The 16,607-nt window shown below is 58.5% G+C and carries 13 protein-coding genes; 5 read left to right on the top strand and 8 right to left on the bottom strand.

Annotated elements, in window-relative coordinates; all coding sequences use genetic code 11:
• Nucleotides 1-22: 22 nt before the first annotated feature.
• Complete coding sequence (locus BN1139_RS20335) at nt 23-220, bottom strand: DUF4250 domain-containing protein (RefSeq protein WP_005333612.1); 198 nt, start codon at nt 218-220, stop codon at nt 23-25.
• A 230-nt stretch (nt 221-450) separates the two neighbouring features.
• On the opposite strand from BN1139_RS20335, the gene BN1139_RS20330 reads away from it, so the two are divergent.
• Both BN1139_RS20330 and BN1139_RS20325 read left to right on the top strand, forming a co-directional pair.
• On the top strand, nt 451-936 hold the full coding sequence (locus tag BN1139_RS20330; protein ID WP_005352566.1) for a hypothetical protein: 486 nt from the start codon (nt 451-453) through the stop codon (nt 934-936).
• Between the two features lie 412 nt (nt 937-1,348).
• Nucleotides 1,349-1,783, top strand: coding sequence for a YcgN family cysteine cluster protein (locus tag BN1139_RS20325; RefSeq protein ID WP_005352569.1), 435 nt, complete (start codon nt 1,349-1,351; stop codon nt 1,781-1,783).
• Between the two features lie 503 nt (nt 1,784-2,286).
• Here BN1139_RS20325 and pflB read toward each other — a convergent pair.
• From pflB to BN1139_RS20305, 4 genes are all read right to left on the bottom strand, one after another.
• Nucleotides 2,287-4,569, bottom strand: coding sequence for a formate C-acetyltransferase (gene pflB / locus BN1139_RS20320; protein WP_005352571.1), 2,283 nt, complete (start codon nt 4,567-4,569; stop codon nt 2,287-2,289).
• A 46-nt stretch (nt 4,570-4,615) separates the two neighbouring features.
• The gene (gene focA / locus BN1139_RS20315; RefSeq protein ID WP_005333620.1) at nt 4,616-5,464 is read right to left on the bottom strand and encodes a formate transporter FocA; all 849 of its coding nucleotides are present in this window, start codon (nt 5,462-5,464) and stop codon (nt 4,616-4,618) included.
• A 381-nt stretch (nt 5,465-5,845) separates the two neighbouring features.
• Nucleotides 5,846-7,606, bottom strand: a complete 1,761-nt coding sequence (gene ycaO, locus BN1139_RS20310; protein ID WP_005352574.1) for a 30S ribosomal protein S12 methylthiotransferase accessory factor YcaO — start codon at nt 7,604-7,606, stop codon at nt 5,846-5,848.
• A 193-nt stretch (nt 7,607-7,799) separates the two neighbouring features.
• Complete coding sequence (locus BN1139_RS20305) at nt 7,800-9,233, bottom strand: glycoside hydrolase family 1 protein (RefSeq protein WP_005352576.1); 1,434 nt, start codon at nt 9,231-9,233, stop codon at nt 7,800-7,802.
• Nucleotides 9,234-9,400: 167 nt separating this feature from the next.
• Between BN1139_RS20305 and BN1139_RS20300 the strand changes: the two genes are divergently transcribed.
• A complete protein-coding gene (locus tag BN1139_RS20300) occupies nt 9,401-10,264 on the top strand; it encodes a LysR family transcriptional regulator (protein WP_005352579.1) in 864 nt (287 codons plus the stop codon).
• Nucleotides 10,265-10,300: 36 nt separating this feature from the next.
• Here the strand turns inward: BN1139_RS20300 and BN1139_RS20295 are convergent, their stop codons facing one another.
• Together BN1139_RS20295 and metE are read right to left on the bottom strand one after the other, a co-directional pair.
• Complete coding sequence (locus BN1139_RS20295) at nt 10,301-11,050, bottom strand: substrate-binding periplasmic protein (RefSeq protein ID WP_005352583.1); 750 nt, start codon at nt 11,048-11,050, stop codon at nt 10,301-10,303.
• Between the two features lie 175 nt (nt 11,051-11,225).
• On the bottom strand, nt 11,226-13,490 hold the full coding sequence (gene metE / locus BN1139_RS20290) for a 5-methyltetrahydropteroyltriglutamate--homocysteine S-methyltransferase (protein ID WP_005352586.1): 2,265 nt from the start codon (nt 13,488-13,490) through the stop codon (nt 11,226-11,228).
• 284 nt (nt 13,491-13,774) lie between these two features.
• Between metE and BN1139_RS20285 the strand changes: the two genes are divergently transcribed.
• Nucleotides 13,775-14,683 carry a LysR substrate-binding domain-containing protein gene (locus tag BN1139_RS20285; RefSeq protein ID WP_013723658.1) on the top strand — a complete coding sequence of 303 codons (909 nt, stop codon included), beginning with the start codon at nt 13,775-13,777 and terminating at the stop codon, nt 14,681-14,683.
• Between the two features lie 6 nt (nt 14,684-14,689).
• Here BN1139_RS20285 and BN1139_RS20280 read toward each other — a convergent pair whose 3' ends face one another.
• Entirely contained in the window at nt 14,690-15,625 is a 936-nt protein-coding gene (locus BN1139_RS20280) for a LysR substrate-binding domain-containing protein (protein ID WP_013723657.1), read from the bottom strand.
• 192 nt (nt 15,626-15,817) lie between these two features.
• On the opposite strand from BN1139_RS20280, the gene BN1139_RS20275 reads away from it, so the two are divergent.
• Entirely contained in the window at nt 15,818-16,555 is a 738-nt protein-coding gene (locus BN1139_RS20275; RefSeq protein WP_013723656.1) for an isochorismatase family protein, read from the top strand.
• The last annotated feature ends 52 nt before the right edge of the window (nt 16,556-16,607 follow it).

Raw genomic sequence — 16,607 nt, 5'->3', positions numbered from 1 at the left:
ATATGAAGCAATCATTGCACCCTTAAAGATGTGCTTTGAACTGATTGCTCAATGGATCGTAATGGTACCCAATCTGATCCAGACGTCCTGCCAACTGCTCTTCACTCATATCGTAATAGGCCAGCAGCTCCTCCAACCCGTCACACTCAAGCCTTAGCTTCTCATTGATGATGCCCAGCAAGATGTTGGCATCAAGACGTTGCAAGGTACTGATATCCATGGCGGCACCTCCTGTAAATGACCTGTATAACCATGGGCGGTTACGCAAGGTTTGTCCATAGTACGAAAAACACCCAACCAGCGTTATATTAAATAGTGTTTAAAAACATAATCTTACTAACGATACATGCCAACACCATCACATTTTTCAGCAAAAACACCTTGTCACTGCCACAGGATAGAACTACTGTATACACATACAGCTTGGATATTCATACAGGAACCCCATATATGAACCAGCCCCTGCACTCACTGCCCTTTGCGATGAATCGTGTCATGAGCAAGCCCTGGCCAACCAGAACCGCCTGCAAAGCGGAGTTGGCTCATTATGGTGCGATTATCCAGTCTGATGATCAGTTTCTGAGCGAGCTGACAAAGCTTGGGGAGGCTCATACCGGCTGGATCTTGTTGATCGCCCCGCCGGGACGCCCCACAGTCAGCCGTCTGGAAGAGCGAGGTATCGATCCCAAGAGAGTGCTGGTGGTACATAGCCCCAAAATCAAGAACTGGCAGCAAACCCTGGAGCGCAGTCTGGGCAATGGTCACTGCGCCGCCGTATTTACCTGGCTACCCGAGCAGATCGAGCTGGATCACGTCAAGCTGCAACGACTGGGACAGCAATCTGGCGTACTCACCCGCTTCTTTGGCGCGAAACGGACTAACCTCGGCACACCTCTGCTGGCTTATTCAGAGCAAGATATCTATCTCAATCATTAAGACAAAAAACGAACGCCTACGCAGGCTCTCCCGCGGGTCGCAGTGACAGAAAGGCGCAAACAATATGTGACCAGCGGCTTTATTTGAAAGACAAGCTTGCAACAGCCTGACGGTAGGCATCGGAGATCATTTGACCCTGCTTGCTGCAAGCAGACAAGCATCAAAAGATGTAACGGATAAAGAAGCAGAAAATAAAACCTGAACTGGACAATCATGCTGCCCAAGTATTCAAACCTGCGGGACTTCCTGCCCACCAGCGAACCCGTTTGAGCAATATGATGAGGCTGAAAGTCATTGCATTCATTTGAGCTGATCACGACAATTTGCCCACCGGAGTCACCCTCTCCTTGAAATACCGGGTAACAAGGGGTATAACCACGCGTTTTATCAGGTGTAATAAGTGAGCGGTATGATGCAAGCCCCCTTTTGGCAGACCAAGAGTCTGCAGCAGATGACTGAATCCGAATGGGAATCCCTCTGCGATGGTTGCGGAAAATGCTGCCTCAACAAGCTGATCGATGAAGATACCGACGAACTGGTTTTCACCAATGTCGCCTGCAATTTGCTTAACACCAAGACCTGTCAGTGCTCTGATTACGCCAATCGTTTCAAAAAAGAGCCTGACTGTCTGCAGATCACCCATGACAAGATCGCCGAATATGACTGGCTCCCCTCAACCTGCGCATATCGCCTGCTGTCTGAAGGTGACGCTCTTCCAGAGTGGCATCCTCTGCTGACCGGCAGTCGTTCCGCGATGCATCAGGCTGGTCAATCCGTCCGTGGCAAAGTCATTCACGAGGATCAGGCGGGTGAATGGATCGATCACATCATCACCTGGGCCAGCTGACACGCTCAACCCGCTATTCTCCAGAGGCAAGGGCTGCACAATGTGCAGCCCTTGTTGTTTCTGCAAGCAGGGGTTGTAGCTTCACACATATCTGGCTGGCTAAACCAGACCCCCTCCCAACTGCACATTGAGAGAGGCAGAGGCAGAGGCAGAGACTGATGCCATAGTCACAGGCTTATGGGTATTGCTTGGTACCCACGATGGCGCCTCTGTTCACCCCTTAAACCTGATCAGCAGTTCCACGAGCCATAGCAACACTGATGCAATGGCAGGCAAAGCAACCGCCTATCCCCTTAGAGCGCGAATAAAGCACAATCGCATTACAGACGGGGCCTAGGTCAATCCTGGTGAGCCCCTCCCCTTAATCCTCTTCGAATACCCAGTAACAACTGTTGTGGTTGCGATGGAACAGGAGGCGATTCACAGGGGATGATTACTCCCCCTGAATCGCACGCATAAAAAAACCGGCGCCTTGGCGCCGGTTTTTGCTCACTATCTCTCTATTACAGAGAAGCAGTGAAGGTACGGGTGATGACGTCTTGCTGTTGCTCTTTGGTCAAAGAGTTGAAGCGAACGGCATAACCGGATACGCGGATGGTCAACTGCGGATATTTCTCCGGGTTTTCCATGGCGTCCAGCAGCATTTCACGGTTCATCACGTTAACGTTCAGGTGCTGACCACCCTCTACGTTGGATTCGTGGTGGAAGTAACCGTCCATCAGGCCAGCCAGGTTGGCTTTCTGGGCTTCCATATCTTTACCCAGTGCGTTCGGAACGATGGAGAAGGTATAGGAGATACCATCTTTAGCGTAAGCGAACGGCAGCTTGGCTACGGAAGTCAGGGAAGCAACAGCACCTTTCTGGTCACGACCGTGCATCGGGTTTGCACCCGGGCCGAACGGAGCACCGGCACGACGGCCATCCGGGGTGTTACCGGTCTTCTTGCCATATACCACGTTGGAGGTGATGGTCAGAACAGACTGGGTAGCAACAGCACCACGGTAGGTGTTCAGCTTCTGAATCTTCTTCATGAAGCGCTCAACCAGGTCACAGGCGATATCATCGACGCGAGCGTCGTTGTTACCGAACTGCGGGTATTCGCCTTCGATTTCGAAGTCGATGGCAACGCCATCTTCGTCACGAATCGGCTTGACCTTGGCGTACTTGATGGCAGACAGGGAGTCAGCGGCTACGGACAGACCAGCGATACCACACGCCATGGTGCGATATACGTCACGGTCGTGCAGCGCCATCAGAGAAGCTTCGTAGCTGTACTTGTCGTGCATGTAGTGGATGATGTTCAGCGCAGCAACGTATTGCTTGGCCAGCCAATCCATGAAGTGGTCCAGACGATCCATTACGTCGTTGTAGTCGAGGTACTCGGACTTGACCATCTCGGTCTTCGGACCGACCTGGATCTTGAGCTTCTCGTCCATACCACCGTTGATTGCATACAGCATGGTCTTGGCCAGGTTGGCACGAGCACCGAAGAACTGCATCTGCTTACCAACGATCATCGGGGATACACAGCAAGCGATGGCGTAGTCATCGTTGTTGAAATCCGGACGCATCAGATCGTCGTTCTCGTACTGAACGGAAGAGGTCTCGATGGATACCTTGGCACAGTACTTTTTGAAACCGACCGGCAGCTTCTCGGACCACAGGATGGTCAGGTTCGGCTCAGGGGACGGGCCCATGGTGTACAGGGTATTCAGCATACGGAAGCTGTTCTTGGTGACCAGAGTACGGCCATCAACGCCCATACCAGCCAGGGTCTCGGTCGCCCACATCGGGTCGCCGGAGAACAGTGAATCGTATTCCGGAGTACGCAGGAAGCGAACCATACGCAGCTTCATGACCATGTGGTCCATCAGCTCCTGGGCTTCTTGCTCGGTGATCAGGCCTTTTTGCAGGTCACGCTCGATGTAGATATCCAGGAAGCTGGAGGTACGACCGAAGGACATGGCTGCACCGTTCTGGGACTTGACTGCCGCCAGGTAGGCGAAGTAGGTCCACTGTACGGCTTCTTTGGCGTTCTTGGCCGGTACGGAGATATCGCAACCGTACTTGGCAGCCATCACCTTCATCTGTGCCAGGGCACGGTGCTGCTCGGAGATCTCTTCGCGCAGACGGATGGTGGCTTCCAGGTTGACGCCGTTTTCCAGGTCAGCTTGCAGGGACTTGAACTGGGCCAGTTTGTCGGCCATCAGGAAGTCAACACCGTACAGGGCAACACGACGGTAGTCACCGATGATACGGCCACGGCCGTAGGCATCCGGCAGACCGGTGATAACACCAGACTTACGGCAGTTCAGGATGTCTTTGGTGTAAACGTCAAACACGCCCTGGTTGTGAGTCTTGCGGTATTCGGTGAAGATCTTCTCGACCATCGGGTCCAGTTGACGACCGTACACTTCGCAAGAAGTTTTAACCATCTTGATACCGCCGTTGGCGATGATGGCGCGCTTCAGCGGCTTGTCAGTCTGCAGACCAACGATCTGCTCCAGGCTCTGATCGATATAACCGGCATCGTGTGCGGTAATGGTGGAGGGCAGGTCAGTATCAAAATCAACCGGCGCATGAGTGCGGTTCTCGATTTTGATCCCTTCCATGACCTTGTCCCACAGCTTGGTGGTCGCTTCGGTCGCGCCAGCCAGGAAGGACTCGTCACCTTCATACGGGGTGTAGTTCTTCTGGATGAAGTCACGGGTGTTGACAGAGGTCTGCCATTCACCGGCCGCGAAGCCTTCCCATGCTTTTTGGAACTGTTCGTTAAGTTCTGCCATTTTTCATTACCTCACACGGTATTGATGTAGTATCCCGCAATCATCCTTAATGATGACGACGGAAGATAAACCAGTAAGTCAGACCAACCATCACGCCACCACCGATGATATTGCCGATGGTCACGGGGATGAGGTTGTGTAGGACAAAGTTGGATACGGTCAGGTCAGCAAAAGTTGCCGGATCCTGGCCGATGGCCTGCCAAAATTCCGGACTAGCCACGCTGTGGATAGCGATACCAACCGGAATCATAAACATGTTTGCGATGCTGTGCTCGAAACCTGAGGCAACGAACATGGCAACCGGCAGCAGCATAACCACTACCTTGTCAGTCGCGCTGCGGGCACCAAAGGCCATCCAGGCAGCAAGACATACCATCAGGTTACAGAGGATACCCAGCGCCACCGCTTCGAAGAAGGTGTGGTGAATTTTGTGTTGGGCCACTTTGAGGGCGTTAAGGCCCCACTGACCGTCTGCTGCCGTGTACTCTGCAGAAACGATGATCAGCGCCACCATCAACAGACCACCAATCAGGTTGCCGAAGTAGACCAGACCCCAGTTCTTGAGCAGCTGAGCCCAGCTGATGCGATTGGCAGCCTTGGCCACCAGCGTCAGGGTGGTGGAGGTGAACAGCTCGGCACCGAGCAGCACACAGAGAATAAGTCCGAGAGAGAAGCAGAGACCGCCCACCAACTTGGCCATACCCCAAGGCATGGAGCCGGTTCCGGTCGTCACTGTGATGTAGAAGATAAATGCGATGGCGATGAAAGCGCCTGCGGTGATGGCCAGTGGAATGACCTTGTATGCCGGCTTGGTAGCCTTGGCATAGGTGATGTCTTCAGCCAGTGCAGCGATGGCTTCGGGCTTGAGACAATCGAATGGAGATTCAGCTTTCAATTATTTTCTACCTGAATGTTTTGCCTGTTGAAATCATAACAAAGGGCCCAATAGCCAAAATTGACATTGATCAAGTTTATCAGAGTGCGAATGTAATTTTACTACAAATATTTTAGTGCGATGGCTACGCCACTTTACACCAGGTATCAGCTGAAACAGAAATATCACATTTTTAATGCAATGATTTTAAAGAATTTATTTCCAATCATGGAAATATGGTATTGGCAAGATATCTTTGCAGATCGCCAGCACATCCCCTGCCCTGTCATCAACCCCCTTAGGGGTATTTTTTGTTTTTTATTTCATCTTTGAATAACAATCCCGTGCCTTGCCGCACGATAAACAGAAGGGGCCACTCGGCCCCTTCCTTTACAGCAACAATCACGCCCAGTGATGGGCTCGCTTGGCCTTTTGCAGCTTCTCGTAAGCCGCCAGCAGCTTCTGGTGCAGCGGGAACTGGGAGAGCGACAGGTCGGCCGCCTCCAGCCCGTGGAAGCGTGCTTCGCCAGTGGCGTTGGCCCATGCCTGTGCCAGCGTCTCTTCGCCATACATGCGAGTGAAGACGGCGCGATACTGCTCCGGATCCCGCTCCTCGTCGAGGAACAACTCGACGCAGGCACGCAGGGCGCGGTAGTAGCTGGCACGCTCGGCAGTAAACACCGACTGGTTGAACTCCATGGTCCAGTCGATGAGATCCAGTGCGGTCTCCAGCTCACCGGCGGCCAGCGCCAGCATGGCTTTCAGCTCGCCAACGCGCAGGGTGTGCAGCGCGGTACCCTTGGCGGCAGCGATGCCCAGCAGCTCGCGTACACGGGTACGCTCGTCGTGCCCCTCTTCATCCAGTTGATCAAACAACGCCATGTACTGCTCGGCATCCCAATCCAGTGATGGCAGCGCCAGGATCACTTCGCGCAGGTTGGCGCCCATGTTGTTGTTGGCCAGCAGCAGATCTTCGGCCGGATAGATGTCGGACATGCCCGGCACCAGAATGCGGCAGGCGTAGACACCCAAATGCTCGTAGTCGGCGATATAGACCGGCTGCTCCAGCTCATGGAAGATGCCGATCAGGTGATCGAACTCCTCCTGCGAGGTGCCACGAAAATCCCAGTCGGCAAACTCGAAGTCCGCATCCTGCTTGAACAGGTCCCAGCTGATAAGGCCCGAGGAGTCGATGAAGTGGGTCTCGAGGTTGTGGTGATCCGCCACCTGCTCGTTATCGAATGACGGTGGCACGAATACGTCGAGATCCTTGAGACCGCGGCCCTGCAGCAGCTCGGTGACGGTCCGCTCGAAGGCTACTTCGAAGCGCGGGTGGGCACCGAAGGAGGCAAAGCAGGTGCCGTTGCTCGGGTTGAGCAGCACCACGCAGATGACTGGATAGCGGCCACCCAGTGAAGCATCGAAGCTGTAAATGGGGAAGCCTTCCGCTTCGAGCGCCGCGATGGAGGCGGCAATCCCCGGATAACGGGCAATGACCTCGTCCGGGATCAGCGGCAAGCTGATGGCCTCGGCGATGATCTTGTTCTTCACGTGGCGCTCGAACACCTCGGAGAGCGCCTGGGTGCGCGCTTCAGTCTTGGTGTTGCCAGCGCTCATGCCGTTGGAGACATAGAGGTTGCCGATGATGTTCATCGGGATGTAGACGGTTTCGTGATCGGACTGACGCTCGAACGGCAGGGCGACGATACCGCGCTCTTCGTTGTTTGACTGCAGATCCACCAGCATGTCGGCGGTCACTTCACCGTCCGGGTTGTAGAACTTGCGGGTGAAGCTGTCGAGCAGACCGGCCGGGAACTGGTCACCCTCGATGGGGAACCACTTCTCGTTCGGGTAGTGAACGAAATCGCCGTTGGCGACCTGTTCGCCCAGATAGAAGTCGGCGAAGAAGTAGTTGGTGGAGAGACGCTCGAAATATTCGCCAAGGGCAGACGCGAGGGCCGCCTTCTTGCTGGCACCCTTGCCGTTGGTAAAGCAGAGGGCGCACTCTTTGTCGCGAATATGCACCGACCAGACGTTCGGCACGGGGTTGAGCCAGGAGGCCTCTTCAATATCAAAGCCCAAGGCTTGCAGCTTGGTCTGGAAGCGTTCGATGGAGTCTTCCAGCGCCGCGTCCTTGCCGGGAATAAAAGTGTGGTCAGTCATCACGATATCCTGATTTTTATTGGCTCATGTTCGGCCGCAGATAATAGCAGGGGTCGGCGGCTTTGGCAGGACAAAAATCAGTAAACAAGGATGAGTCGCACGGTGAGAAACCGGCTTGCCCCCTCTCCCCCGCCACAAACAGCGTGGGCCCGGGGATTACCCGGGCCCGCTGGTTACGCGACGCGATAAACCGTCAGAGCTGCTTGCCCTGGCTCGCAATCACCTGGCTATACCAGTGGAAGCTCGCCTTCTTGATCCGGCGAAGGGAGCCCCCCTGCTCGTCACGCTCCACATAGACGAAGCCGTAGCGCTTCTGATAGCCGTTGAGCCAGCTCAGGATGTCGGTGAACGACCAGGCGCAGTAGCCGAGCAATTCCACCCCATCCTGCATCGCCTCCTGGCACGCCTTGACGTGGCTGCGCAGGTAATCGATGCGGTACTCATCGTTCACCTTGTCGCCCGCCTCCAGCTTGTCGAACTCGCCAAGACCGTTCTCGGTGATCATCAGCGGCAGACCATAGCGGGAAGAGAGGCGACGCAGGGCGATACGCATCCCGGTCGGGTCGATGGCCCAGTCCCAGTTGCTGGTTTCAAGGTGCGGATTGGGCGCCGTCTTGTAGAGGCCGGGGATGCCGCTGGACGGCGTGGTGCCCTTCTTGCCGGTGGTGTTGATCCGCTGCAGGGTCTGGCCGCCCAAGGGGTTATCTGTGTAGGTCAGGGTGTAGTAGTAGTTGACGCCCATGTAGTCGGGCGTCCCCTCTCGCAGCAACTCCATATCGCCTGGCAGGATCTCCGGCGCCTCGCCGTTTTCTCGCAAGTAAGCGAGCGCCGCCTGCGGATAGCGGCCAAAGCAGTAGGCATCCAGCCACCAGAGGTTGTTGAACTCCTCGGCGTTCTCATAGGCCAGCATATCTTTCGGATCGCACGACGCCGGATAGGCAGGAGAGTAGGCAAAGCTCGGGCCGATGAGGCCATTTGGCACATGCTGGCGAAACGCCTTGATCACCCGGGCATTGGCCAGAAACGCGATGTGGTTGGCGGCAAAGAAGCGCTTGCGATCCTGCACAGCGGGCGGATGGGTGCCGAGCTGATAGGCGTTAGTCAGGTTGTAGTTCTGCTCGTTGAGAGAGACCCAGTACTTCACCTTGCCGGCAAAGCGCTGATAGAGGGTCACGCAGTAGCGCTCGAAATCCTCGATAATGCGTCGGTCTTCCCAACCGCCGTACTCATCCTGCAGCGCCTGCGGCAGATCCCAGTGATAAAGGGTCAGCACCGGCTCGATCTGGTGGGCCAAGAGGGTGTCGATCAGCTTCTCATAGAAGGCCAGCCCCGCCTCGTTCACCTCCCCCCGACCGGTGGGATAGATGCGCGGCCAGCTCACCGAGAAGCGGTAAGCCTTGACCCCCATCTCGGCCATCAGCGCCACGTCCTCTTCCATGCGGTGGTAGTGATCCACCGCCACATCGCCGTTGCTCCCCTCAAAGGTCTTGCCCGGCAGCTTGGTGAAGAGATCCCACACTGAGGGCCCCTTGCCATCGGCATTCCAGCCTCCCTCCACCTGATAGGCGGCGGAGGCGGCGCCCCACAGAAAATCGCTCGGGAAGTCGTTGAACTTGTGGTGATGCATCTGGTGTTGCTCCTTCTGCGCTGATGGTGTCAGCCATCTCTGATAACTCGGCGCCCCCCTGTCGGGGCATCCGAAATGAATTGGCATAAGCATCCATCACTTCTAAAATTCCGTCCAATGACAAATTTGACCACTCAACATTCCCAACAGGAATGAAAGGAGCCCTGATGGAGCTACGGGATCTGAAAGCCTTCGTCACCCTGGGGGAGGTGCTGCACTTCGGCCAGGCGGCGGTGCGCCAGCATGTTACCCAGTCGGCCCTGAGCAAACAGATCAGGCGGCTGGAGGAGGAGCTGGGCGGCGAGCTGTTCGAGCGCAATGCCAGCACTACTCGCCTCACCGGACTGGGCAGGGCGCTGTATGAAGATGCCCGCGCTGTGGTCATCCAGAGCGAGCAGCTCTCGCGCACCGCCCGCGACGTGCTGGCGGGCAATGTCGGCACCCTGCGCATCGGCTTTGGCGTGGCCACCAAAATCCTGGTGCCCGCCGCCATTGCCCGTTTTCGCGCCGAGCGGCCGCAAGTGACCATCGAGCTCAACGATCTCTCCACCCACCACCAGTTGCTGGCGCTGAGTGAAGGCAAGTTGGATCTCGGTTTTTGCCGCCTGCCCGCCCCCAAGGGGTGGCACGCCCTGCCAGTGGTCGAAGCCCACTTTGTCGCCGTGCTGCCCGCCAGCTACTGCGGTGTGAGGGAGTTGGCGGATCTGGTGGACAAACCGCTGGCGATCCTGCGTCGGGACAAGGCGCCGTCGTTTTACGATCACCTGATGAACTATCTGGCCCAGAGCGGGCTGCGTTTTCGCGATATCCAGTACGTCAACGACTTCGCCGCCGGTGTTGCCACCGCGGCGGCAGAGATCGCCTGGACCCTGGTGCCCTCCTCCACCACCATAGAGCACCCGGATGTGCTCACCCTCCCCTTGAGAGACGGGGAAGCCTGCTGGACCATTGGCCTTATCCGTCCGCCCCACAGCAAGGGGCCCTTGATCGATGCCTTCTGGGCAACCATCGCCGATATGACGCCAAGATAGACACGCCGTTGGCAAACAGCAGATGGCGGCCGCGCATCAACGATAGCGTTCGACGATACGCGCCAACTCGCCGCTTTGTCGCAGCTGTTGCAGGGCACGGTTGAACTCGGTTATCCGGGTATTGAAGCGGGAGTGCTTGCCGATGCAGAGATTGAACGGGGTAGAGGCAAGCTGCAGCGGCACCTCGACCACCTGCCCGGACAATCCCAGCTGGTTGAGTTTGAAACGAGCCACCAGTGGGTCGGTCACCATCAAATCCCCCCGACCCGCCGCCAGCATTTTAAAGACGTTATCGACGTTGATGGTGTGATGAACGGTGAAGCCCGCCAAGTTCTCCTTGCCCCAGCCGTTACCGAAATAGTCGAGAAAGGTAAGCGATTTGAAGTCGCTCAAGCGGCTGGCTCGCTGAAACTCCGCCATGCGGGGATGGGCGCGCTGGGTAAAAATGGTTAGCACTGTGGTGGTAACCGGCTCTTCCACAATCAGGGTATAGCTGCGCCGCTCCCGGGTGGCGATGGTGACAAAACCATCGGCCTGCGCCATCCGCACCATTTTTTGCGCCCGTTGCCACGGATAACCTTCATGGCGCACCCGCAGCCCCATGTGCGCTGCCACCCGCTCCATCACGTCTATCATCAGCCCGCGCATCTTGCCCTGTTCGTCACGCCACGAATATGGGGCAAAGTCGTCAAAGTAGACCAGCTTCAACTCGGCCGCTGGCGCCGCCCAGACACTCTGCCACATCAGCAATCCCCACAGGATTGCGCTCCCCAGACTGACTCTCATGGCCGCGACTCCATCCACTTCTGCCAACTCTGAGCCTAGTGCAAAGCGGGCTGCGGCAAGGTTCAGGATCCAGTGGAAAAGTGGCCAACGAAAAAAGAGAGGGGAAGCAGTGGCTTCCCCTCTCTTATTCGTTTGTCAGCACGCAACCTTACCGATGGCGGTCACGGCTTGCCGGTTACGCCAGCTCGGCCCGCAGCGCCTTGGTGGCATCGACCATCACCTTGAGGGCGGCCTCTGTCTCTTCCCAGCCGCGGGTCTTGAGGCCGCAATCCGGGTTGACCCAGAGTCGCTCGGCCGGGATCTGTTTGGCGGCCTTGCGCAGCAACCCCTCAATCCAGCTCTGGCTCGGCACGTTCGGCGAGTGGATGTCGTAAACGCCCGGGCCAATCTCGTTGGGGTAGTTGAAGCGTTCGAACGCTTCGAGCAGCTGCATCTGGCTGCGGCTGGTCTCTATGGTGATCACATCCGCATCCAGCGCCGCCACCGCCTCGATGATGAGGTTGAAGTCGCTGTAGCACATGTGGGTGTGGATCTGGGTGCTGTCCGCCACCGGGCTCGCGCTCAGACGGAAGGCGCGCACCGCCCAGTCGAGATAGGCCTGATGATCCTGCTTGCGCAGGGGCAAGCCTTCGCGGATCGCCGGTTCGTCGATCTGGATGATCTTGATGCCGGCGGCTTCCAGATCTGCCACCTCATCGCGAATGGCCAGCCCGATTTGCAGGGCAGATTGCTCGCGGCTCACGTCTTCGCGCGGGAAGGACCAGCAGAGGATGGTCACAGGGCCAGTCAGCATCCCCTTCACCGGCTTGTCGGTCAGGCTCTGGGCAAATCGGGTCCATTCGAGCGTCATGGGTGTCGGGCGGTCAATATCGCGGGTGATCACCGGCGGCTTGACGCAGCGGGAGCCATAGCTCTGTACCCAGCCGAAACGGGTGATGGCAAAGCCATCCAGCAGCTCACCGAAATACTCCACCATGTCGTTGCGCTCGGCCTCGCCATGTACCAGCACATCCAGCCCGATGGCCTCCTGACGCGCGATGGCATCTCGGATCTCCGCCTGAATGCCCGCCTCGTAGGCGCTGTCATCGATGCGACCGGCGCGCCAATCCTGCCGCAACACCCGGATCTGCGAGGTCTGCGGGAAGGAGCCGATGGTGGTGGTCGGCAACAGCGGCAGTTTGAGATCCGAGCGCTGCAGCTCGGCCCTGACCGGATAGGGGCTGTGGCGATCAAAATCGCTGTTGGTGAGGCTGGCGAGCCGTGACTGCACCGCTTTTTTGTGCACCCGGCTATCGGACTCCCGATCAACGATGGGCTGGCTGTAGGCGGTGATTTTGTCGAGCTCGCCCCCATCCAGATACTCTCTGAGCAGTCCCAACTCGAAACATTTTTGCAAGGCGAAGGCGAACCAGCTGCGGGTCTGGGGATCCAGCTCCTGCTCCAGGGTCAAATCCACCGGGCTGTGCAGCAATGAGCAGGATGAGGCCACCCAGAGCCGCTCGCCGAGTTTGGCTTTCAGTGCCTTCAGAGTCGGCGCCAGCTTGGCCAGATTGGCACGCCAGACGTTGCGGCCGTTGATCACCCCGGCTGAGATGACCCACTGGGCGGGCAGATGCGGCACCAGGGTCTCCAGTTGCTCGGGGGCGGCCACCAGATCCAGATGCAGGCCATCTACCTTGAGGCTGGTGATAATGTCGCGCTGATGAGCCACTGAACCGAAATAGGTGGTGAGCAGCAGCTTACAGGGGCCCGCGAGGCGCTCGTAGGCGTTGAGGTAGGCCAGCCGCCACTCGTCCGGCAGGTCCAGCGTCAGCGCAGGTTCATCGATCTGTACCCACTCCACCCCTTGGACGGCCAACTTGGCCAGGATCTCCTGATAGACGATGAGCAGGCGATCGAGCAGTTCAAGGCGCGAGAAGCCGCTCTCTTTCTCCTTGCCGAGCCAGAGGTAGGAGACCGGTCCCAGCAGCACCGCCTTGACCGGCAGCCCCAGCGCTTTGGCCTCTTCCACCTCGTCAAACAGCTGGCTCCAGCCCAGCTTGAAGCGCTGATCACGGCTGAACTCCGGCACCAGATAGTGATAGTTGGTGTTGAACCATTTGGTCATCTCGGCGGCGGCCGCCGCCGGGCCGGTCGGCGCACGGCCGCGGGCCACCCGGAACAGGGTGTCGAGATCGGTCTCGCCATGACGGTGGCGGGCAGGCACTGCATCCACCAGCAGGCTGGTACCGAGCACCTGATCGTACCAGGCAAAGTCGCCCACCGGCAGCAGATTGACCCCGGCGCCGTGCTGGGCCTGCCAATGGCGCTCACGCAGCGTCTTGCCCACGGAAACGAGTTCGGCCTGAGTGGTCTCGCCACGCCAGTAGGATTCGAGGGCAAATTTCAGCTCGCGCTTGGCGCCGATACGGGGGAAGCCCAGGGTGTGTGCTCGTGTCATAGGTTCATTTCCTTATGCTCATTCATCTGATGGGAAACTGGATGATTTAGCCATCCAGATGTTTACACATCCAAAATGACAAGATAAGGTGACGCTGGCTATTGAATCCTCTTCAAGTGGCTCTCAAATAATCCTCAACTGACCGCCAGTCAGGTTCACCGCGAGGATACAGAGGCCGATTTTTACAGGTGCAAGAGGTGCAGGAGGTGCAGGAGTCAAGAAGCGCAGCAGGCCACCGCCGACCGTACCTCAGCGCCAGACGCAATCTCACAAGGAGCCATCTTATGGCAGTGCCAAGCAATGCAGGGATAGAGATCAAACACTTGAAAACATTGACCGCGCTGGCCGAGCAGGGCTCGCTGGCCGGTGCGGCGCTGACCCTCAACCTCACCCAGTCCGCCCTCTCCCACCAGCTCAAAGAGCTGGAGACCCGCCTCAATCTGGAGCTCTACCTGCGCAAAAGCCGTCCGCTGGTGCTGACCGCCGCCGGCAGCCAGCTGCTCGCCCTCGCCCGTCAGGTGTTGCCCGCTCTGGCCCAGACCGAGAAACAGTTGCAGGCCCTGCAGAGCGGCGATGCGGGCAGGCTGCATCTGGCGCTCGATTGCCACAGCTGCATCCAGTGGCTGCTGCCGCTATTGCCAGATTTTCGCCGCCAGTGGCCTGGGGTGGATCTGGAGGTGGAGTCAGTGCCGGGCTTTGATGCCATCAATGCCCTGCTCGGTGGCCAGCTCGATCTGCTGCTCACCTCGGACGTGCAGGCCCGCGGCGATCTCCACTTTGAGCCGCTGTTTGCCTTTGATCTGACTCTGGTGATGGCGCCGGATCATCCCCTCTGCCACCAGAGTCGCATCGAGCCGGGCGATCTGGGGCCGGAGGTGCTGCTGGTCTATCCGGTGGAGCGCAGCCGCATGGATATCTTCAGCCGCTTTTTGCAACCCGCCGGGGTGGAGCCCGCCCGCTGCAAGCCGGTGGACAACACTTCTGTGATGCTGCAGATGGCCGCCGCCGGCCTCGGCGTCGCCGCCCTGCCGCGCTGGGCCAGCGACGAGTTTGTCAGACAGGGGATGCTCTGCGCCCGCCCCCTAGGGAGCGGTATTCGTCGCCATATGTATGGCGCGGTGCGGGCCGCCGACCGGGATCAAGCCTGCCTGCAGAGCCTGTTCGAGCGCATTCGCCGCAAGATGGAGGGATAGCCCTCCTCAGCGTGGCTGACCGACCTCTGCCAGCAGTGCAGGCAACTGCGCCTTGATAAAGTCGATGAGGGCCCTGACCGCCGGTGACAGACCGCGCCGCGCGGGATAGAGCATCACCAGCTTGCCATCTTTGGGACGCCACTCGGGCAGCAGTTGTTGCAGCCGCCCATCCGCCAGCTCATTGACGCAGGCGTAAAGTGGCAAGCCCACCATCCCGAGCCCCGCCAGCGCCGCCTGTTTGAGGGTTTGCACATTGTCGCTGCGCAGCAGCACATTGACCGCCACCTCCTCACTCTCCCCGCTATCGTGCCGCAGCCACAACAGATCGGCCTGACGCTCCAGCGAGCTGAAAAGCAAGGCATCCTCTCCTTCCAGCTGCCGTGGATGCGCCAGCGCATTGTGGCGCGAGAGCCACGCCGGGGTCGCCAGCACGCCCCACTGCACCGTGCAGAGCGGCACCTGCACCAGGCTGGAGGGGGCCTGCTCGAAGGCCACCCCGCGGATCACCACATCCAGACCCTCCTCCAGCAGATCCACCTGCCGATTGCTGGCTTGCACGGCGAGCCTCACCTTGGGGTATTGGGCCATAAAAGCGGGCAGCAAAGGGGCAAGCAGCGCATCGGCCATGGTAATGGGCACGCTGATGCGCACCAGACCGCTCGGCTCCTGCTGCCGTTGCCGCACAGCCGCCTCTCCGGCCTGCGCCTCAGCCAACATCGCCTGACAGTGGCGATAGAGCACCTCACCGGCATCGGTCAGGCTGAGCTGGCGCGAGGTACGTTGCAGCAGCCGGGTATCCAGCCGCTCCTCCAGCAGCCGGATCCGGCGCGAGATCCGCGACTTGGGCACGCCAAGCGCCCGCGCGGCGGCAGTGAATCCCTGTCGCTGCACCACATGGGTGAAGAGATAGAGATCATTCAAATCAAGTTCCAGTGGTGTCATCGGGCTGCCTTGGTCAGGGTGAGGTGCATTCACATCGTTCCACCAATAGAACGATAAGAACCTATTTCACCAGATTGTCGCCATTTTTGCAGCCATCATAATGGCCCTGTCCCCATCAGACGGTTGCTGCGCGGGCAATCCGCCCCACCAGCAAGGGCCGTTTGACTGTTCCGATATCACAAGGAGTTCACCATGAAACTGCGACAAATCTGCTCTGCCACCCTGCTCGGTCTGGCGACCCTGACCGCCACGCTGGCCACCACAGCGACACCGGCCATGGCCGCCGATGCTGCCAGCCATCCGACCGTATCACCCAACCGCTATCTGGAGATGCTCTCCCGAGACAATGCAGTACTGCTGCTGGTCGACCATCAGGTCGGCTTGCTGAGCGGCGTGCGCGACACCACGGTGGGCGAGCTCAAGCACAACGTGGTGGCGCTGGCCAACGCCGCCCGCGCCCACGGCGTGCCGGTGATCGTGACCGCGACCATGCCCGATGGCATGTGGGGCCCCACCATGCCTGAACTGACCAGTGCCCTGCCGGATGTGAAGGTGATCAACCGCACCGTCATCAACGCCTGGGACGATCCTGCCGTGCGCGCCGCCATTGAGAAGACCGGCCGCAAACAGCTGATCATCGCCGGTGTATCCCTCGAGATCTGCGCCAGCTTCCCGGCCCTCTCTGCCAAGGCTGCCGGCTATGATGCCCGGGTGGTGCTCGATGCCTCCGGCACCTTCAACGAAGCCAAGCGCACCACTGGGCTGCAACGCTTGCTGGGGGCCGGTATCCCGGTCACCGACTACGCCTCTGCCGCGGTCGAAATGCTGCGCAGCAACGTCGACCCCAAGGCGCACGATGTCTACAGCGCCCTCGACATGCCTTTCGCTACCCTGGTGTGGCAGATGCAAGAAGGTGCCAAGAAGTCGTAACTCGCCCGCCTTCGGTCAGATGACCGAAGGCATCTTTTATCTTCAAGAGGTT

It is taken from the genome of Aeromonas veronii bv. veronii, assembly GCF_000820225.1.
Classification (GTDB): Bacteria; Pseudomonadota; Gammaproteobacteria; order Enterobacterales; family Aeromonadaceae; genus Aeromonas; species Aeromonas veronii.
This window is presented reverse-complemented; position numbering and strand designations above follow the sequence as displayed.